The sequence below is a fragment of the Streptomyces sp. NBC_00354 genome (assembly GCF_036106915.1).
Taxonomy (GTDB): domain Bacteria; phylum Actinomycetota; class Actinomycetes; order Streptomycetales; family Streptomycetaceae; genus Streptomyces.
Genome location: NZ_CP107983.1, coordinates 414,707 through 433,753, shown reverse-complemented (window position 1 = coordinate 433,753; position 19,047 = coordinate 414,707). Strand labels below are relative to the sequence as shown.

General features: G+C 71.4%; 17 protein-coding genes. 10 read left to right on the top strand and 7 right to left on the bottom strand.

The annotated features are described in order from the left end of the window. Positions 1-8 precede the first annotated feature (8 nt). From OHT74_RS02075 to OHT74_RS02055, 5 genes are all read right to left on the bottom strand, one after another. Positions 9-1,946: a TOMM precursor leader peptide-binding protein gene (locus OHT74_RS02075; RefSeq protein ID WP_328619083.1), complete on the bottom strand. Its 1,938-nt coding sequence runs from the start codon at positions 1,944-1,946 to the stop codon at positions 9-11. Beyond that, entirely contained in the window at positions 1,943-3,736 is a 1,794-nt protein-coding gene (locus OHT74_RS02070; RefSeq protein WP_328619082.1) for a hypothetical protein, read from the bottom strand. The genes OHT74_RS02075 and OHT74_RS02070 overlap by 4 nt, the downstream gene beginning before the upstream one ends. Further along, the gene (locus OHT74_RS02065) at positions 3,733-4,908 is read right to left on the bottom strand and encodes a lantibiotic dehydratase C-terminal domain-containing protein (protein WP_328619081.1); all 1,176 of its coding nucleotides are present in this window, start codon (positions 4,906-4,908) and stop codon (positions 3,733-3,735) included. The genes OHT74_RS02070 and OHT74_RS02065 overlap by 4 nt, the downstream gene beginning before the upstream one ends. Positions 4,909-4,995: 87 nt before the next feature. Then, positions 4,996-7,665, bottom strand: coding sequence for a lantibiotic dehydratase (locus tag OHT74_RS02060; RefSeq protein WP_328619080.1), 2,670 nt, complete (start codon positions 7,663-7,665; stop codon positions 4,996-4,998). 157 nt (positions 7,666-7,822) lie between these two features. Next, on the bottom strand, positions 7,823-8,014 hold the full coding sequence (locus tag OHT74_RS02055; RefSeq protein WP_266659992.1) for a thiazolylpeptide-type bacteriocin: 192 nt from the start codon (positions 8,012-8,014) through the stop codon (positions 7,823-7,825). A gap of 272 nt (positions 8,015-8,286) precedes the next feature. Between OHT74_RS02055 and OHT74_RS02050 the strand changes: the two genes are divergently transcribed. The 3 genes from OHT74_RS02050 to OHT74_RS02040 all read left to right on the top strand — a co-directional run bounded on the left by OHT74_RS02050 (position 8,287) and on the right by OHT74_RS02040 (position 10,943). Further along, positions 8,287-8,841, top strand: a complete 555-nt coding sequence (locus tag OHT74_RS02050) for a YbaK/EbsC family protein (RefSeq protein ID WP_328619079.1) — start codon at positions 8,287-8,289, stop codon at positions 8,839-8,841. 165 nt (positions 8,842-9,006) lie between these two features. Continuing rightward, positions 9,007-9,945, top strand: a complete 939-nt coding sequence (locus tag OHT74_RS02045; RefSeq protein WP_266659988.1) for an ion transporter — start codon at positions 9,007-9,009, stop codon at positions 9,943-9,945. 260 nt (positions 9,946-10,205) lie between these two features. Then, positions 10,206-10,943: an MIP/aquaporin family protein gene (locus OHT74_RS02040; RefSeq protein ID WP_328619078.1), complete on the top strand. Its 738-nt coding sequence runs from the start codon at positions 10,206-10,208 to the stop codon at positions 10,941-10,943. 318 nt (positions 10,944-11,261) lie between these two features. On the opposite strand, the gene OHT74_RS02035 is transcribed toward OHT74_RS02040, so the two are convergent. Then, positions 11,262-11,618, bottom strand: a complete 357-nt coding sequence (locus OHT74_RS02035) for a carboxymuconolactone decarboxylase (protein ID WP_266659984.1) — start codon at positions 11,616-11,618, stop codon at positions 11,262-11,264. Between the two features lie 571 nt (positions 11,619-12,189). Here OHT74_RS02035 and OHT74_RS02030 point away from each other — a divergent pair. From OHT74_RS02030 to OHT74_RS02000, 7 genes are all read left to right on the top strand, one after another. Next, positions 12,190-12,666 carry an SHOCT domain-containing protein gene (locus OHT74_RS02030; RefSeq protein ID WP_266659982.1) on the top strand — a complete coding sequence of 159 codons (477 nt, stop codon included), beginning with the start codon at positions 12,190-12,192 and terminating at the stop codon, positions 12,664-12,666. Positions 12,667-12,688: 22 nt separating this feature from the next. Beyond that, complete coding sequence (locus tag OHT74_RS02025; RefSeq protein WP_328623237.1) at positions 12,689-13,333, top strand: dihydrofolate reductase family protein; 645 nt, start codon at positions 12,689-12,691, stop codon at positions 13,331-13,333. Positions 13,334-14,238: 905 nt separating this feature from the next. Continuing rightward, complete coding sequence (locus OHT74_RS02020) at positions 14,239-14,682, top strand: transglycosylase SLT domain-containing protein (RefSeq protein ID WP_328619077.1); 444 nt, start codon at positions 14,239-14,241, stop codon at positions 14,680-14,682. Between the two features lie 293 nt (positions 14,683-14,975). Beyond that, positions 14,976-15,275 carry a hypothetical protein gene (locus OHT74_RS02015; protein WP_328619076.1) on the top strand — a complete coding sequence of 100 codons (300 nt, stop codon included), beginning with the start codon at positions 14,976-14,978 and terminating at the stop codon, positions 15,273-15,275. A 36-nt stretch (positions 15,276-15,311) separates the two neighbouring features. Beyond that, the gene (locus OHT74_RS02010) at positions 15,312-15,533 is read left to right on the top strand and encodes a hypothetical protein (RefSeq protein WP_328619075.1); all 222 of its coding nucleotides are present in this window, start codon (positions 15,312-15,314) and stop codon (positions 15,531-15,533) included. After that, positions 15,530-17,104: a hypothetical protein gene (locus OHT74_RS02005; RefSeq protein WP_328619074.1), complete on the top strand. Its 1,575-nt coding sequence runs from the start codon at positions 15,530-15,532 to the stop codon at positions 17,102-17,104. The genes OHT74_RS02010 and OHT74_RS02005 overlap by 4 nt, the downstream gene beginning before the upstream one ends. 142 nt (positions 17,105-17,246) lie before the next feature. Continuing rightward, the gene (locus tag OHT74_RS02000) at positions 17,247-17,681 is read left to right on the top strand and encodes a hypothetical protein (RefSeq protein ID WP_328619073.1); all 435 of its coding nucleotides are present in this window, start codon (positions 17,247-17,249) and stop codon (positions 17,679-17,681) included. A gap of 67 nt (positions 17,682-17,748) precedes the next feature. Here OHT74_RS02000 and OHT74_RS01995 read toward each other — a convergent pair whose 3' ends face one another. After that, on the bottom strand, positions 17,749-19,008 hold the full coding sequence (locus OHT74_RS01995) for an MFS transporter (protein WP_328619072.1): 1,260 nt from the start codon (positions 19,006-19,008) through the stop codon (positions 17,749-17,751). Between the last annotated feature and the right edge of the window lie 39 nt (positions 19,009-19,047).

Here is a 19,047-nt window from a genome sequence, read left to right as displayed (position 1 = left end):
GATCGTCCTCACGGGAACGGGTGCGGGTACAGGGGGAGTTCGTCGTGGCGCAGTGGACGGGCGGTACGCCCCAGCCGGTGGGGCACCTCCAGCAGCCGGGGCAGCCCGAGGGTGCGGCGGTTGACATGGCCGAACGTCATCGGGAGGGTGCCGGGCACGATCACCTTGGCGCAGTGCAGCCCCAGCCGGTCCCGGATCCCGGGCTCGTCCTGCGTCACGACGACCACCTCCAGCCCCTCGGCGGCCAGTCGCGCGACCGTCTCCGTCAGCAGCTGCGTGAGGTCGGCCACGGGCGTCGGAGCGCCCGGCCACCGTTCCTGCCAGGGGACCTCCCGGATGCCGGCGAACAGGAACTCCAGCCGGGGCTGTGACTCCGGCAGGGTGTTGAGGCCCACGTGGTCGTCGAGGTCGACGACCAGCTCGGGCCGCCGAAGCATGGGGCGAAGCCGCTCCGGGTCGCGCGGCCCGCCCGGGCCGGCCGGCCGGTGCACGGCGTCCTGGACGTTGGTGACGACCTCCGCCACCGCCGAGCGGATCGCGGCCCGTGGATCGTGGTGGGCTCCGGCGGCCAGGAAGGCGCGGGGAGCGTCGGGGTGGCTCCCCTCGTAGCGGCAGAGCGAGACCACCGCCGGGATGCCGAGGTCGTTGGTGGCGTCCAGCAGGCTCAGCCGGTACCCCATCAGTGCGGCGCGCGAGGCCAGGGCGGTCACCAGCGGGTCGTCGGCGGGCAATGCAATGCCGGGCAGCGGCGTGCGCGCGTACCAGGCCATCAGGAAGGCGTCCCGTTCCGCCACCTCGAACAGGCCGTAGAGCGCGGCCTCCTGGGGACTGTTTCCGAGTCCGCAGCCGTTCGAGGACTCGTAGACCACGCGTGCCCGGCCGGGGTCCTGCGCGAGGTCCCAGTACGCCACGTGCTCGGGCACCGCCCGGGCCCGGCCCTCGGTCAGCGACCAGCCGTACACCCAGTCCAGCTCCAGGTCCGCGTCGTACGGGACGCTCCGGGTGGCAGGGTGCCCTCGGTGGGCCGGGTCGGGCAGACCGAGCCGGGCGGGGTTTACGGCAGCCTCCGGGCCCAGCTCGGCGAAGGACGTACGCAGGACGGTACGGCGGTCCAGCGGCCGCATGCCGGCCAGCCGCTCCACGGCCTCGAACAGCGCCACCCGCTCGCTGGAGCGGAAATCGGCGGAGCGCCCGTAGCCGCCGTCGTCGAGCAGACGGCCGTCCGTCACCCAGGCGGTGGTGAGGGCGAAGGCGGAGTCCTCGGTGCGGAACAGACGGCGCACCGGGCCGAACCGTTCGTCGTGCAGCTCGGCCCGCAACCGGTCCGCTCCCGTACGGTCGTTGGGGCCGCGCAGCACTGCGGGGTCGGGCAGTGGCTGCGGCGTGTCCGGGAACCGGGCCGCGGCGGGGGAGTCGGCCGGCAGCGGGCGGCACACCGGGCAGCCGCCGACCGGGCGGACGTGATGGGTGGACCAGGTGGCCCGGTGCCCCTGGACGATGTGGACGGTGGGCGGCGGCGCCCCCGCCTCCGCGGCGGGCCCGGGCTCCAGAAGGGCGGCGGCGAGCAGCCGGGCCGCCTCCGCCATGGCCGGGGTGCCGGTGCCGCCGAGCGCCAGCCGGGGACTCTGCCAGGGCACCCTGCCGCCCGCCGTGGCCAGTCGCCGGTACTCGACACACGACAGGCACGCCCGCGCCGCGGGCTCCAGCACGGGGCCGATCACGGTCAGCGCACCGTCCTCACGCACCGGCACCAGGCGCACGGGATGGGCCATCGCGTGGCGGCTGAGCCGCTCCGCCAGCTCCAGCGTCCAGGAGGTGAGGTGGACGATGGCGGCGCCGCCGGTGGTCTTCAGCGCCGCAGCCGGACCCAGGACGGGTACGGCGCCGGCGACGGCGGCCACCGCCTTCGCGTCGGCAGCCGTCGCGTTCGTCGTGATCCCGCTCATCGTGCTCCTCCCCACCCGGCCAGAACGGTGAATCCGCATGCGTGCAGGGCAGCCAGGACCGGCCCGGCGGATCCGGCCGCCCCGCTGCCGGCGAGGTCCGCCCCACCCGGCTGCCAGGGATCCGGGCGCAGTCCGGTCAGCCGGGTCAGCACCGCGCACAGTTCCGGCTCCCGGCGTGCGATCCCGGCCAGCCAGCGGTCGGTCCATCCCTCGTCCGTCCAGGCCGCCGGCTCGACTCCCGCAACGGCGAGCGGTGCCTCGGCCCCGCTGAACGCGGTGTGCACGGCCCCGGCCGGGCCGTGCACGGCGGCCATGGCCCGGGTCACCGCGCCGAGCGCGGCCAGGGCCGCAGCGTCGGCAGGAGTCGCCTCCACCGCACGGGCGGCCACTCCTGCGGTCCCGGCCCGGCCGGCGGGGTCCCGTACCACGGCCAAGTAGGCCTGCTCCGCGGTGAACCGGTGAACCGTCATCTCCATCGGAAGCCCCAGATGCCCCGTCAGCACGGTCCACCAGTGCCGGGCCTGTGGATGCTCGCGCCATTCCTCCTCGCTCAGAGCGCGGTCGGGGCAGGAGGAACTCGCGGCGGCGATGGCGGCCCGGCGCAGGGCGCGTCCCAGGGCGTGCCCGGGTCCGGCCCCGACCGCCACCGGGCCCGGCATCCCTTCACCCAGGTGCAGTTCGGCCGCACGGCATGCTGCGGACAGCCGGGCCAGGTCCGTCCGGGGAGCCCCGGCCACCAGGGGACCGGCCACCGAGCCGCAGGCGGCGAGCCCGGCGGGCAACTGGGGCAGATCGCCCGGCCGCGGCGCGTCGAGCACGCCCAGGTACGGGTCGCCCAGTGCCCCGACACCACGCAGTGCCTCGGCCAGGCTGGCGACAGGGGCGGGGGAGAGGGAAGTGTGGTCGGCCGGCCCGGTGACCCAAGGACGGTAGGACGCGTGCGGCGGCCGGGCCACGGCGACCAGTACGGCGGGACGGTCCGCAAGCAGCTGCGTGTCCTCCTCCCGCCCGGCCGGATCGGGCAGACCGGCTGCGGCACACAGCAGCCGCTGCGCTGCGGCACCGGCCAGCAGGGACGTCAGCGCAGCCGGTGACCCGGCTGGCGCCCCGGCGGGTGTGGAGCCGGTGTCCGCAGAGCCGGTGTCGGGGCGCAGGCGTGCGGCGATCGACTCGGCGTCCGCACGCGCCCGTTCCGGTTCGGCCGGGGCCGTGACGAAGCCGCCGTCGGCGGTACGGGCCACGGCCACGGCCACCGGCGAAGTGCCCGCGACCGCCACCACGCGGTCGGCCGGAAGGCCCGTGTCGCGGTACACCTCCGGCGGGGCGCCCGCGCGGCTCAGGACGCTGATCAGCGCCGTGGCGAGCGGCCCGTCGGGATCGGCCGCTGCGACCACCGGCCGTGCAGCGGCCAGGGCGGCGGCCGCGAGCCCGGGCCGCTGCACGGAGGCCCCCAGCCAGGCGGCCGGTTCGGCCGCTCCTGCCGGATACTCGGCGAGCAGATCGTGTGTGTGCAGCTGCTCGGTCAGCGCGTGCAGCGCGGCCTCGACCCGGGGATCGGCCGGATCGAGGCGGGGCCGGCCGACCTCCTCGCCCCGGTACCCCTCCTGGCCCAGGACGTCCTCGCGCCCATGGCCGAGCTGCTCGGACAGCAGCTCCCACAGGGCGGGCAGAGCCTTGCTTCCTTCGAGCGTCACGCTCCCGTCCCGGCCGCGCAGGTGCAGACCGTTCCGCAGCGGGGTGACCGCCACCCCGGGCCGCAGCCGCAGGCGCGGCGGTTCGGCGGCGGTCACGGCGTCCGCTCCACCGCGGCGATGACCTCGTCGATGCGCGTCTGCCACCGGTGCCCGGTGAGTTCCGGCACGCTCCGCACCACGAGGTGGGCGGCGAGGTAGCGCTCCACGGGCCGGACATCGCAGATGGTGAGGAGCCGGTACAGCCCGTTCGTACAGGCCCGGTAGACCAGGTAGTCGGGGCGGCTCCACATCGTGCCCTGCGGGTCCGAGCGGTGCAGCTGCCGGTGGAAGTCGCTGTACCTGGTGCGTACCTCCCGGTCCCAGCGTTCGACGGTGGCCCGGTCGCCCAGCGCCGCGGCCCGGTCCCGGTACTCCGCAGGTACCCCGGTGAAGTCCGCGCCCGCCCTGAACCGTTCCTCCGCGATCCGCCAGGCCCGGGCGGACCAGTCGGCCCAGGCCCGCTCCCAGCCGGCCGCCCCGCCGCCCGCGATCCGGCCCACCAGCGCGGAGATCCGCCCGCCCACGGCGTCCCAGCGGCGGTCGAAGGCCGCCCGCAGCCGCCCGTCGCGGTCCTCCTGGACGAGGAAGTCCTCCAGGTGGGAGACGTACGAGTAGTGAGCGCCGACCAGTCCTTCGGGGTGCGCGGCGGCATGGGCCGCGAGGGCCGCCACCACGAGTTCGACCCGGGCGGCGGACGTGTCCGCGCGCTCGCCGAGGAACTCGGTGCCCGCCTGGAGGGCGGGCAGGCCCAGGACCAGCAGGTCCTCGCGCAGCCGTACCCCGTCCGGGCCGATCAGCGCCTCCAGGGAGGACAGGTCCACCGGCTCCACCCGCACGGTGTTGTCGGATACCAGCGGACCGTACGGGGGCGGGATCAGCTCCGCCCGCCCTGCTGCCTCGGCCTGCGCCAGCAGGCGCTGCGCGTCGGCGGCGGCTCGCGACGGGTGCGAGGCCGCGCGGGCGCGCAGCTCGGCGGCGGTGCGCTCGGCCGTGGCGGCCACCGCCCCGGGGAGGCCGCGCAGGCGCAGCCGCAGGTGCGGGCCGTGCAGCCAGTGGCGTTCGACATGAGCGGTCAACCCGTCCGCGGCGGCCCGGCGGGCGAGGGGCAGCACGGCTTCGCGCAAGAGAGGTGCCTTGACCGGCTCGTAGTGGTAGACGACCACGTCAAGGGCCGTGGCAGCACTCGAGGCGGGCCGGGCGGTGTCCGGGCCGGTGGCCGGGGCGTTCATGGGGTGCCTCCTCGGCGGATGACGGGCGGGGCGGCGGTGGGGCCCGCCGGGGCAGGCGGCCGGAACGGCGCGGGTGGCACGGGGGGTTCAGCCCGACCGGGCGGCGCGTGCAGGCCGGTAGGTCTCGGCGACGAGCTCCACGGCATGCGCGGGGCGGCTCCGGCCGCCGAAGACGGGCAGCGACTCCTCCAGCACCACGCCGCGCGGATGGCGGGCCAGCCAGCCGGAGAGGCAGCGCAGGTGCAGGGCGCTGCCCAGGTCGAGGGCCTGCGGCTTCGGCGCGCGCAGACTTCGTACGAAGTCCTCGGCGGGCCGCCCGGCAGGGGGCTCCGGAACCGGGTGCAGGAACAACTGCTCGGGCAGGCCCAGCAGGGCCCGCCAACGGGCCGCCGCGGCGGCCGGGATCACGCCGGGGTCGGCCGCGAGGTCGGCGCGGAGCGCGGCCAGTACCCCTTCGGGCAGGTGCCAGCGCCGCCGGGCGAGCACCGCATGCGCGTGGCGCAGCCGCGGGGTTCGATGCACCTCGCCGCCGGGCACGGCCAGGGTGCGGCGGGGGAGGAGCCGCCGGAAGTCCACGACGCCGCCCGGGTGGTCGCAGAGGAACGGCGCGAGGCGCTGCGGCAGCATGACCGGGGCGAGGAAGCCGAGGTAGAGGACGTCGAGAGGTTCGCCGGTGGCCTGCACCCGAAGCCTGAGCTGGTCGGAAGGCAGGTCGTGGACCAACTCCACATCGGCCTCGGCGAGCGCGCTCCGGTACCGGTCGGGGCCGATCTCATCGCCGACCAGCAGCGGATGGAGATTGGCGTTGAAGCCGCCCACCGGCCGGATCTGGGCGGCCCGGGCGCCGTCACCGAGACCGTGGCGGATCTCGCGCGTCACGTCCAGAGCCGCGCCGTGGGGCAGGTCGTCCAGGAAGCGGCTGGTGAAGCGGCCCCAGCCGCCGTAGACGTGGTTGACGCAGAGCAGGCCGTCGGCACCCTGGGCGGCGCGTTGGACGAACCACGAGTAGCTGAGCGGGCGGGCGGCGGTCCAGCCGGGCAGCCGGGCGGCGAGCCCGCGGACCTCCTCGGCGGGCAGGACGACCTCCTCGGCCCAGCCGCCGGGGGCGGCCGCTGTCGCGGTCCGTAGCCGCTGGGTGAACTCCTCTCGCAGCTCGGCCAGTTCGGCCAGCTCGCGCGAGAGCCCCGGATCGCCGGACGGCCGGACGGCGAGGCGTGCGGCCTCCTCCCACGCGGCGGCGGTGTCGGCGCCGAACTCCCAGGGGGCCGGGCAGGTTCCACCGCGCCCGTACCGGGAGACGAAGCGCTCCAGTGCGGCCCGTCGCATGAGGTGCCCGAGGTCGAACAGCTCGGCCAGGGCGGTCAGTTCACCGAGCACGGCCCGGTCCGGGGCGGTCAGCCGGCCGGTGCGGACGGGGCCGGCGGCCCCCGCGGTGTCGGTGGCCGCGTGTTCGGCGCCGAGCACGTCGTTGGCGATTACGTCCTCGGAGAGCACGTTCAGCGGGGCGGCATCGGCCGGCACGGGTCGCCCGGCGTCGGCCAGAAGGCGGCGCCAGCGGTCCGCCAGGTCGGCGAGCAGGGCGGGCCGCTCCTCGGCCCGGGCGTGCGCGAACCCGGCGGTGTCGGCAGCGATCCGGTCGATCCGGTCACTCAGCGCCGCGTCCTCGGGCCACTGGCGCAACCAGCCGGCCAGCGCACGCAACGGGTGCGGGTGCTGAGGGTCGACGGGCTGAACCGGCACCAGCAGGCCGCCCTCGGTGAGTTGACCGAGAAAGCGGCCGACGGCGGGGTCCGTACGGGGGCGGCCGAGGGCCGGACCGAGCCGGGCCGCCAGCTCGTCGAGGGTCGCAGGCGTGGCCGCGAGGGTGTCGAGCGCGGTCAGGGCGGGGCGGGGTGCGAGCTCGATCGTCTCTTCGTGGGTGACGAGGTACCGGCCGCCCGCGAAGAGCGTGCGGTCCCGCGTGTACAGGGCCCGGCCGTCGGCGGTGGGCCGCGCACTGCTGGTCATGCGATGGGCGAGTACGCCCCGGCGGCGAGGCTCGTCCAACAGCGCGGCGACAAGAGCCTCGACGAGTGTCCGGTGCTCCCGCACCACGGACCGCAGGAGCGGCTGCGTCCGTGCGGGCTCACCGCCGGACCACCCCACGGCGGTGAACCATGACAGCGGACTGGTCTTCGTACTGGCACGCAGGGCGTGCCGCAGTACCGAGGGCTCCTCCTTGCGGGCCTTGCGCCCGCCTTCGTCCCGGGCGGCCCGGGACACTGCGCGCAGCAGGTCGGCACTGGTGAGCGCAACGGCCCGGGTGAAGCCGGGGGAGCGGCACAGCTCCGCGAGGGCGGAGCGCTCGGCGGTCAGGGCGTCGGGGACGGCCGCCGCCAGATCTGTGAGGAGTGCGTCGCGGAGCTCGCGCAGGTTCAGCCAGCTGCCGAGCCGGGGTACCCGTGCGGGCAGATCGTCGAGGCGGGTCAGCAGGGCGGGGCGGGGGGCGCGGCCGTTGTGCAGCGCCCGGCGCAGCGGGAGCACCACTTGGCGGTGGAACTCCTCGTCGTGTCCTGGCAGGGAGGCGAAGAGGTCGTCGCACAGGGCCGGATGCAGTGCGTCCTCCTGTGCCGCGAGGGCGGTGAGCCGGTCGAGCAGGGTCCGTACCCGCGCGGCTTCCTCCGGCTGTGCAGGGTGCGCCGTCACCGTGGTGCGGACCAGCGCGTACGGGGCGGTCCCGGCGGGCGGCCCCGCCGGCGGGCGGGCGGTCCCCGACACGGGCGCGACGTGTCGCTGTGCGGCTGGCTGGGCGGCGTGCGGCAAGGCGGGCTCCCGTGGTGCGGTCTGGGCCTGTGAGCTGTCCTCCGGCTCGGGCCGCAGCCCGTGCGGCCGGCCCGGGTGGGCCGGACGCACGGGAGCGGCCGTTTCACAGCCGTCAGACGACGGGCGTCTCCACCTGCGGCTGGGCGCAGGAGGACGAGCCCTGGCAGGAGCAGGAGCCCCATGAGGCGCCGTTCTCGGGCAGTGCGGCGGTGTCGCTCAGCGCGGTGACGGTGAGCTCGCTGAGGTCGAGGTCCAGGTCCAGATCGAGGTGGTTGTACCCGGTGGTGGCAGAGGTTTCGGACATGCGGATTTCCTCTCGTTTCTGAGGGGTTGCGGAACCGCGAAGACGGCGTCGGCTGGCCGGCGCCCGCGGCCGACGGGCGGAGTGCCCCGGGGAACAGACGGTTCGTGGTCGGGGACATCCGTAGGAGCGTCGTGGTGCAGCACGAGTCTCTGCGCGTCACGGGCCGACGGCAACTGCACATGTCATGTCGGCCTGTTGTCCCGCGCTGGTCCGGTGCTGCCGCTCCGGCCCGTCACCGTCGGCCCGAGGGCCGGCCGTGCACAATGGCACGCATGCGCGCACCCATCGGTTCCTTCGACAACGCCCGCCGGGCGCCTGACTGCCTGGCCGAACTCACCGGACCGGTGGCCGAGGCGGTCCGCGCCTGGCACGGCACCGTCCCGGCCGAGGAGATCGTGTACGTCGACACCGACCCGGCCATCGCGGACACCGCCGCCTTCGTCGAGCACTACGGGCAGGAGCTCCTCGCCCAGTCGGCGAACTGCGTGATCGTCTCCGCCAAGCGCGGCGGCGAGTCCATGCTGGCCGCGTGCCTGGTCCCCTCCGGAGCCCGTGCCGACGTCAACGGCGTGGTGCGCCGTCGCCTCTCCGCCCGCAAGGTGTCCTTCGCGCCGATGGACACCGCGGTGCAGCTCAGTGGCATGGAGTACGGCGGCATCACCCCCATCGGCCTGCCGTCGGACTGGCCGTTGCTCGTGGACTCCGTCTTGGTCGGGCTGCCGTACGTACTGGTCGGCAGCGGCCGCCGCCGCGGCAAGCTCATCGTTCCCGGGAAGCTGTTCGCGGAACTCCCGGGCGCTGACGTGATCGAAGCCCTCGCTGCCTGACCGGTCGATGCGGCTCCCCGATCGGGCGATGTGTCGGGCCGGGGCGTCTCGAATCCGGCCGTGCGGCGTTACACGACGCGGAGCTTGATCCAAGTCTCGGCGTCCGCCGGGGCGGGCAGCGATACGACGTGCGACCGGGGCGCCGGTGGCCGGCAAGGGAGCAAGATGCGAGACCTCATCGAGGCGTACGGCGGTCGCCGAAGGCTTGCCGCGGGCTGCCGTCACGTATGCGAGAAGCCCGCGTTCTCGCTCGGCGTCATCTCGGTGATCCTCCTCAACGCCGTGCTGCTGGGCGTCGAGACGTACAGCGGACTGTCGGTCGAGTACGGCGTCCTTCTCCATTCGGCCGAACGGTTCTGCGTCGCCGCGTTCAGCCTCGAGATGCTGATCCGACTGGGCGCGCACATCGACCGGCCGAAAGCTTTCTTCCGTGACCCGTGGAACGTGTTCGACCTGCTGGTGGTCTCTTCGGCCTTCGTTCCCTTCCTGCGGGAAAACACCACCCTCTTGCGCCTGTTGCGGCTGGCGCGCGTGCTGCGTACCGCGCAGTTCATGCCGCAGCTGCGGGTCCTGCTCGTCGCTGTCGGCCGTAGCCTGCCCGGAACGGTCAGCTTCCTGTTCGTGGGCGCCCTGATCCTCTACGTCTACGCGATGATCGGCTGGATCTGCTTCGCCGGGCATGACCCGGAGCACTACGGTTCCCTCGGGCGGGCCGGGCTGACGCTGTTCCTGCTGATGACGCTGGAGGGCCTGGGCGATGCCGTTCATGCCGGACTGGCGGTCTCCCCGTTCAGCATCATCTACTACGCCTCGTACGTGCTCCTTGCCTCCTTCGTCCTGGTCAACGTACTGATCGGTGTCGTCCTCAACGCCCTGGAAGAGGCGCGCGAGATGGAAGAGGAGGCGAACCGGACCGAGCAGGTCACCGCCTGGCAGTCGGCGGGGCGGGCGGTCCCGGAGGGCGCCGATGAACTCCGCCTGCGGATTGCGGCGGTCCGCAGCGCCCTCGACGACATGGAGGCCCAGCTCGACCCCTCGAGCGGAGCCGCGCCCGCCCTGACCGCGTCCCCCTCCCCGGCGCGGGCTTCGGTCGGCGCGCGGTAGCCGAGCGCCGGAAGGCGGGGGCGCACCGGTCCCCGAGGAGCATCCGGGCCGATCCGTCCGCGCCCCGGCTCTGTCCGTCGGCGTGTACGCGCACATTGCGGCTCTGGAGTGCCGCACGCTTCCTGGACGCACTCATGTCCGCGCACCCGAGCACCGAAGTCGCCCGATCGAAGGGAGAACCCATGAGCGGAAGCGAGACGTCGAGGTCCGGTTCCCCGGCCGCTGCACCCGGAACCAACACGGGTTTCGGCCAGGCGCCCGTGCAAACCGAGTCTGAACGCCGCGGTTACCCCTACCCCCTGTACGAGTTCGCCCTGACCGCGATGCTGATGTTCACCGTGGTCACGGTCATCCGCTGGGTACTCGATCCGGCCTCCCCACTCGCCCTTGCGAACGTCCACCTGGCCCTCCTCCTGGTGGGTGCGCTGGCCGGGGCGCTCGTCTTCGGGCTGCTCCGCTCCCCATGGGGGCGGCGTTCGGGTGCGCACATGAATCCCGCGATCACGCTCGCGCTGTGGCTGCTGAGGGCCTTCCCCGGCCGGGGCGTCGCGGTGTACGTCGTCGCGCAGCTGGGCGGGTCGGTCGCCGGGACGGCTTTGGCCCGCCTGGCCTGGGGGCCGGCGGTCGCGCGGGTCGGCTACGGCGCAGCGGCCGCGGCGCCGTCGTGGAACGGCTGGACCGTCTTCGCGGCCGAGGCCGGCTGCCTGGTCGTGGTCACCGTGATGATCGGCTTCTTCCTCGCGCACCCGGCCCGCGAACGATGGTTCCCCTGGGTCCTGGCGGTCCTCATCTGCGCGATCATTGCCGTTCTGGGCCCCCTCAGCGGCGGCTCCGCCAACCCCGCCCGCCAGTTCGGACCCGCGCTGATGTCCGGAACCACCGCCGGCCTGTGGATCTACCTCGTGGCACCCGCCCTCGGCGCCGTCCTGGGCGCTGCCGCCCACCACCTGATCCTGCGGGGCCCCCGTCGCGACCCGACCGCCTCGCACCCGGCCTGAAACGGGACCGGCGCACCACCCCTCGTCTCCAGGCTGGTGGCGGGCGCGGTGGCGGACCGGCTCTGGGCTCGCCCCGCCGTGGCAGGCGACCCGGGTACGGCCATCCGGGGGAACACGACCGGAGCGCAGTGACGCACCGGCGCGTCACTGCGCTCCTGCCCCGCCTGCCTGCCGCCCGGTGTGCCCGCCGGCGCGTGACTCCGGCCGTGTTGCGTCGGATGTGTTCCGCACGCCATGCCGTACAAGAGGGGCTCGCTCGGTGCCGGGCTCGGAACCCAACGCTGCGCGGGCAGGCGCGCATGTCCGTTCGGGAAGAGATCAGGACTTGCCGCGGCTCTCGGCCTCGGCGTTGGCTATGGCTTCCGCTTCGGATTCGGCCATTGCAATGGCGACGCCGAATGCCTGAGCGATGTGGCCCGCGGCCGACATGACGCGTGCAGTGCCCACGACGGGGGCGATCGCGACGAGCACGTCCTGCAGCTGTTCGACGGTGAAGTCGGCCTTGACGGCGGGGTTGATGTGGGCCAGGTAGGAGATGGCCGGTGCGTCCATGGCCACGAGGGCGGCGATGCGGGTGGTGATGAGCGTCTTCTCGTCCATGTTGCAGTGCTCCATGGAGTCGACGGTCATCGCGGCGAGCGTTTCGAGAACGGGAGCGTCAGACCTGGTGGCCATATCGGAACCGCCTTTCGCTGCTGAACTGAGCCGGACGCGCCGCACGCTGACCGCAGGATTTGGAGCGTGTCGGCGGGTTGCCGTATCAGGGTAGGCGTCCCTCGAGGCCTGCGCCCGTCGGGTTGTGCGGGCGACCGGCGGCTGTCAGGGCGCTTCCACGACAAGCGTGTCCCCAGCCCCTTGTGCGCGCCCATGCGCGGGCTCTGATCCGATTATGTACAGAGCGTTGGCTACGGTGTGTAGCTGCACCTTGGAGTTGTGGCCGGATGCCGACCGGAGCCAGCGGAGGCACCATTGTCGGAACGGGAGGGCGCACGCCCCTTCGATCGGCAGATGAGGAAGGTGTCGAGCGGGTCGCCGAGAGGCTCGGGATCGCCTGTTACCGTCGGCGAACCGCTGATCAGGTGGATGCCGCAGGTGGATGCTGCAGTCGTGCGGCGCTGGATCACTTCAAGGACCGCAGAGTCCGCGAACTCGTGCCCGTGCCCGTGCCCGTCGAGCGCCGCGCCCGCGCCGCCCTCGATGCGGCGGACCGGCCGGGTGACGGGTGCCCGCCCACGTGGAGGGGCGAATGACCACTCAGGTGTACCTCGCGTACGACTTCCCGCTGCTGAGCGTCTTCTGGACCATGCTGGGGCTGGCCCTCTGGATCTTGTGGTTCTTCCTGCTCTTCAGGATCATCTTCGACATCTTCCGCGATGACGACTTGGGCGGTTGGGCCAAGGCCGGCTGGCTGGCCTTCGTCATCCTGCTGCCGTTCCTCGGCGTCTTCGTCTACCTCATCGCCCGGGGCAAGAGCATGGGCCACCGGGAACTGACGCAGGCACGCACCCAGCAAAAGGAGTTCGACACCTACATCCGTGAGACCGCCGGCGCAGCCCGGCCCAGCAGCACTGAGGAACTGGCCAAGCTGTCCGACATGCGGGCGCGCGGCGACATCACGGACGAGGAATTCCGCCGGGCAAAGGCGCTGGTCCTGACCGACTACGGCCCAGAAGACCGAGCCACCCCCATGGCCCGCCCATCCGGTGATGACGAGCAGCGCTGAACGTGCTTCAGAGGAGGAACACGTGGCTCAGCTACTGAGAGTCCAGAACTTCAGCGTCTCGAGTGACGGCATCGGTGCCGGTGAGGACCAGAGCCTTGAACGTCCGTTCGGCCATGTCGATCCCGAGAGGCTGTTCGCCTGGGCCGGTGCCACGGCGAGCTGGCCCATGCGCACGGATCCCGGGGGAAGCCGGGGCCTCGACGACTACTTCACGCGGGACTACGCCCGCAACATCGGTGCCGAGATCATGGGCCGCAACAAGTTCGGTCCCCAGCGCGGGCCTTGGCACGACCATGAGTGGCGCGGCTGGTGGGGCGATGAGCCCCCGTTCCGTACCCCGGTGTTCGTCATGACCCACCACAAGCGTCCTTCGTTCACGCTTTCCGACACCACGTTCCATTTCGTCGACGACGACCCGGCCACCATCCTCGAACGGGCATGTGAGGCCGCGCAGGGCAAAGACGTGCGACTCGGCGGCGGGGTTACCACCATCCGGGAGTTCCTTGACGCGGACCTCGTCGACACCATGCACGTGGCAGTCTCGCCGGTGAAGCTCGGGTCCGGGGTACGGCTCTGGGAGTCCCCCGATGAGCTGCTCGACCGGTTCCACCTGGAGCGCGTGCCCAGCCCGAGCGGCGTGACGCACCACCTGTTCTGGCGAAAGTGACCGGCCCTCAGGGCAGCCCGGCGTCGACATGAGCGTGCTCCTGCGGCAGGCCTGGTCGGACATGGCCGACGCGATGGGCCGCGTCTCGACGCGGGCGGGGTCGACGTCGCCGCGTTCCTGACCACCGCACAGGGCCAGGGTGTGGGCTTTGACCTGGCGATGGCCACCCTCCTCCACCAGCAGCCCGCCCCGGAGACCGGGCCCGCCCCGGCCGACCGGGCGGAGGCCCTGGGCGGCTCGGCATCGGCGAGGCGGTCGCGTCTCCGCTCCGGCTGAGACCGCGGCCGACGCCCTCGCCACCGAGCCCCGCCCGGCACCGTCCGCCGCAGGGCTCACCCCGGGCGCCGCTGCACCCGCCGAGGACTCCCGGCCGGTTCCGCCGTGGGGTCCGGTCCGGCCGAGCAGCCGGGGGCCCGGCGGTGGTGCGGTACTCCCTGGGGTCGCCGCCCCCGGGGCCGCCAACGTCGGGGAGCCGGGGCCATGGGGCCTGGGCGCCATGCTGTGGCGAGCGCGGTATGCAGCCTTCGACCCGCCTGTCTCCTTCGATCCTGGGGTGGTTTCGGTATCCGGCTGGGTCTCTCGAAGGGGTACAGGCGGTGACATTCGGTGAGGTTCGGGTGTTCCGGGGGTGAGCCGCCCCATAGGACCCACGTCACACACGAACCGGGATAGTAGCTCCGATAAGGCTCGATATCGCTACTGCGTACCGGCTCCCACCTGTACGGATCTCTGCGGTGTCGCCGGGGGTGGGGGGTCCTTGGCTGCGAGGGCTGCTAGTAGGTGGGGTCGTTGCCAGGGGGTGGGGGTGTGGGTAGAACTGGATGTGTCGCCGGGCGGCCCGGGTGTTTCACCCGCCGCTGACGATCCTCTCTCTTTCGTGTGAGTGGCTCTCGCATGTCTTCGGCATGCCGCGACCGTCCTTGTTCCCGTCGGAAGGTTCGTCCGTGTCCCACGCTGTCATCCGCCGCATCGCCGCTTCGAAGAAGACCCTCGTGGGTGCCGTCGTCGCCGTGGGTGTCGCCGGTTCGATGCTTGCCACGGTGCCCGCTCAGGCGGCTCCGGCGAGTGCCAAGGCGATCGCCCAGCAGATGATCAAGGACCCGGCGCAGTTTGCGGCGTTCAACAACATCGTTTCCCGTGAGAGCGGCTGGAACCACACCGCCACGAACGCCTCCTCGGGTGCCTATGGCCTGGTCCAGGCCCTGCCGGCCTCGAAGATGGCTTCCGCGGGTGCGGACTGGAAGACCAACCCGGCCACCCAGATCAAGTGGGGCCTGGACTACATGAACGACCGCTATGGCAGCCCCGTCGGCGCCTGGAACTTCTGGCAGACCCACCACTGGTACTGAGTCGCCAGTAGGTAAAGCAGACACGCGAAGACGCCCGGCCGGGACCTCCCGGCCGGGCGTCTTCGCGTGAAAAACCGCAGGGCCTGCCCCCCGTCTCTCACGCCCTGCCGCAAGGCCTGCACGTCGGAGCACGCCGGCCCGGAGGGGAGGCCCGCGCACATCCACGGCGTTCTCCAGACATCGAGGGGTGTCTCATCTGGGTGACATCTTGTACGCCCCGTAGCCGTCGGCAGCGATCTTCCGTTGGCGTGACTGCGTACGTGAACGTGCTCAGGTCGGTACGGGAGGGGTCGGTGCGGCTGTACTTCGCCAACCACCGGGCAGTGTGGCGTGTGGGTGATGTCGCGGGGATCGATCGGTCCCTGTTGGCGGGGGCTCTTGAGCGGTATCGCCTGCCGACGGGTACGCCGGTCCTCCTGGACGAAGCGATGCGGCCGGTGGAGCCGGTCTCCTCGTGGTTTCGCAGTCTGGCGCTGGCCCGGCGGGACGCGAAGTCGATGCGGGCCTACGCCTACACGGTGCTGATGCTGCTCAGGTTCCTGCAGGCTCGCGGGACGGACCTGTGCTCGGCCACCGAAATGGACATCCTGTAGCTCCGTCAGTGGCGGCGTGAAGACGCCGAAGGCACGGTGGGGGGAACCACCTGGGGCCGGGACGCTGCCGCGATCGTCAGCCTCTACAAGCATCTGGTCCGCGTCGGCTACGTGCGGGCCAGTCCGTGGCGGTCGTCGCAGGGGGAGTCGCTCAAGGCCCGCACGGACGCCGAGATCACCGCGGCCCGCCGGCAGATCGTCGAGGACGGGTTGCCCCTGCAGCTTCCCCTCGCCGCGCACGTGGAGTTCGAGTCATGATCAGGCAACTTCCCCTCCCGATGAGGTCTTCGGTCTTCCGCGACGACGAGCCCGTGCTGCAGTCCCACCCGCTGCTGCCCGGCGCCAAGCCGCCCGTCTTCTCGGAGCGGGAGTGCTGGGATCTCAATGGAGTGCTGCGCAAACCGGTCAACCAGCACCCCTCACATATGCGCGTGCCCTTTCCCGGCCTTGCACCGGCGATGAACCTGCTGGCCCGAGAGCTGGCCATGATCTGGTTCAACCCGCGCCACCCGGCGCTGCCGGCCCGCGGCATCCACCTCGCGGACGAACCTCGTGTCGCCAACACCGTCCGCCAGCGGACCACGTGTCTGCGGGAACTCGCCGCCTTCGGAGCCGACCAGCATCTGCCCGAGCTGGTCAGCCGGTGGACGACGGAGGACTTCCACCGCTTCCTCGCTCATCACAGCAACTCGGACCCGGAGCCCCGCCTCGTCGATCACATCGTGGTCATCAAGGCCCTGCACCGGTTCGGCCGGGCCCTGGCCGACGGCGGCCTGGAGGAGGACCCCTGGCCGGGCATGTCCGCCGTCGCGGTCCTCAAGCTGCCGGTCAACGGCCCGCTCAAGACGCCGGTGGTCAAGCCGGAGACCTGGTTCCCGCTGGTCCGGGCCGCCTGGACCTACATCACTGTCTTCGCCCCGGACATCCTGCGGGCCCTCGATCGCTGGCAGGCGATCGAGGCACGCGTGGAAGACATCAAGCTGCCGGAAGCGGACCGCTGGCTCACCGCCTGGCTCACCGACCCGGCGAGCCGTGTCCCGGCCCGACCGCCCGGTGCCCAGACCGGACGGGAAGGCCCGGTCCACTGGGACCTGCTGGCCCGGATGGTCGGACTCGACTCAGACCGCAGGAACCTGTTCTCCACCACTAGCAGCACCGGCCGCGCACGCCGGGCCGCCGTCGAACGGCTCGTCGCGGCCGGCCGCGTCCAGTACGGGCTGCTGCCCGAACTGTTGGAGGTCGACCGCCCCGACGGAAGCCGCGGACCCTGGCACGACGCGTGCTGGTGGATTATCGAACCGGTCGCCCGGGCCATCGAGCTCGCCGAACGGCTCTCCCAGCACCCCGAGTTGGCGTTCGCGTCCGTCCCAGGCCGCAATCCGGAAGCCTTGTTCACCAGCAAGGACGTGATCGAGGACTTCGTCGACCACGTCAACCGACGCCGGAACATCACCGGCCTGGACGAGATCCCGCCCCAGCACATCACACCGCACATGTTCCGCAGAACCATGGCGATGCTCACCCGGGACTTCCCCGGCTCGGAGATCGCGGTCGGCATGCAGCTCAAGCACGCCGCTACCCGAGCCCTGGCCAACCGGACCACAGGCGGATACATGGAGCCCGCCTCGTCCTGGGCCCGCCATCTCGACAACGCCATCGCCGAGCGGAAGTTTCAGCGCGTCACGGAACTCTTCGCGGCCGACAGCCGCGGCGAGACCATCGGCTTCGGCCCCGGCGCCGACCGCATGCGCGAGGCCTTCGCCGCAGTACGAGAAGGCCGCCGAACTGCGGGCCATCGGCAAAGCTCAGCGCGGCGATCTCCGGGTTGAACGTGACCTGCTACAGCGCACCCGGTTCTGAACGCAGCTCCCTAAACCGGCTGCGAGCCGATCCCAAGCTCCCCGCCAACCGCCGAGCTCTGCTCGATGCCCAACTGAACGAGGTGGCCCTGATGCTCAAGAAGGCCGGCCAGTGACCGTCTCCACCAAGACGGAACAGGCCCTGCGCGATGCCATGGAACGGCTTCTGTCCGGCCAGTCCCAGCACACCGACGGCAAACTCACCAAGAACAACCTCTGCCGCGAGGCCGAGGTCAGCCGGGCCACGATGAACCGAGCCACCGAGATCCTCACCGAATGGGACGCCCGGACCGCCACCAGCCCGGCTGGCATCCTGCAGCACCGATACACCGCGGAACTCGCCGAGCTCCGCGGCGAGCTGCGCAGAAGCCGCAAGAAGTGTCACGCCCTTCAGGAACAGGTCGAGACACGTCCAAGTCTGCAGAGACGACCTTTCACCGGCCGACCGACCTGTACCGACGGCAAGCTGGCAAAGAACAACCTTTGGCGGGAGGCAGACGTCAGCCGAGGCACCATGAATCGCCCCACCGACGTGCTTGCCGATTGAGACGCCGCATCGGCCAGAGCCCTACAGGTCATACGTACGCACTTGTTTGTCAGCCATCTGCGACGCCTCAAAGCGCGTACTCGGGGGCCTTCTCCGTGGGCAACGTGCGCATTTTTCGAAGCGGTGAAAGGAAGTTGGGAAGGACACTCAGCGTCATACCGGCTGCACCAATCCACAAAGTGCCTGCCGCTCCGAACACAGAGCCCGAGGCTCCACCCAAAAGCCCACCAAGAGGAATGCCACCCCAGGAAACAAAGCGGGCTGTTGCGCTCATCCGGCCCAGAAGCCGATCCGGCGTCAGGGCCTGTTGGAAGCTTGACTGAGTCACCACACGGACGACTCCACCCAGTGAAAGAGCCGCGAGTCCGATCGCAGCCACGTACACGCTCCAACCCGTTCGCGCCAAAGGCATGAGCACAGTCAACGGACAGGTAACCAGCGACGCGAGCCAGATGACCGGACCTTGCCCGACCCGCTTGGAGACCCTGGTTGCCAACAGTGCACCCAGCAAGGCACCACAACCCATTCCCGACAAAATGAGGCCGACACCAAAGGACTGGAGACCTATCTCCCGCTCCAAAAAGACCAGCAACATGGTCTGGTACATAACCAGGAAGAGGTTGAATATCGCATCCCCCAGCATGATCGCACGGAGGGTAGGGGACTTGATGACGAACTTCAGCCCCTCCTTTATCTCTCGGCCCAATTGAGGGTGAACACTCGCCTCAGGCTTCTTTTCGCGTTTCCGGATGGTGATCGCGAGCAGTCCCGACATAACCATCCCGGCCGAACTCGCCAAAAGCGTTGCAGGAGCTCCAACCAGACCGACCAGCGGCCCTGCCACCGCCGGCCCGCTGATACTGGTCACCGAGCGTATGGCCGACAGTTTTGAGTTTCCTTCCACGAGATTGCTACGTCCCACCAAGTGCGGGAGATAGCTGACGTATGCAACATCGAAGAAGACAGTCAACACTCCATGAACCAAGGCGACTGCATAGACCCACCAGATGGTGAGAAGGCCCGCCCACCACGCCACCGGAACCGTCAAGAGGAACAGCGCGCGAGCGAGATCAGTGCTGATCATCACCGATCGCTTCCGCATGCGGTCCACCCACGCGCCTGCCGGCAGTCCGACCAGGAGCGATCCTGCCGAAGCCATCGCAGTCAGTAAGCCCACCTGGAACTCGTCGGCATGCAATGCCGCGATGGCAACCAGAGGCAAGGCCAGAAAGATGATGCGGTCGCCCAACTGGCCGAGCGCAGTGGCAGCAAACAACCGCCCGAAGTCCCGATTACCTAAGAGGCCGAGTCGGGATGATTTTGCCATGGAATGCCCTACTGTCGAATTTGCGATGTCTCTCTAAAT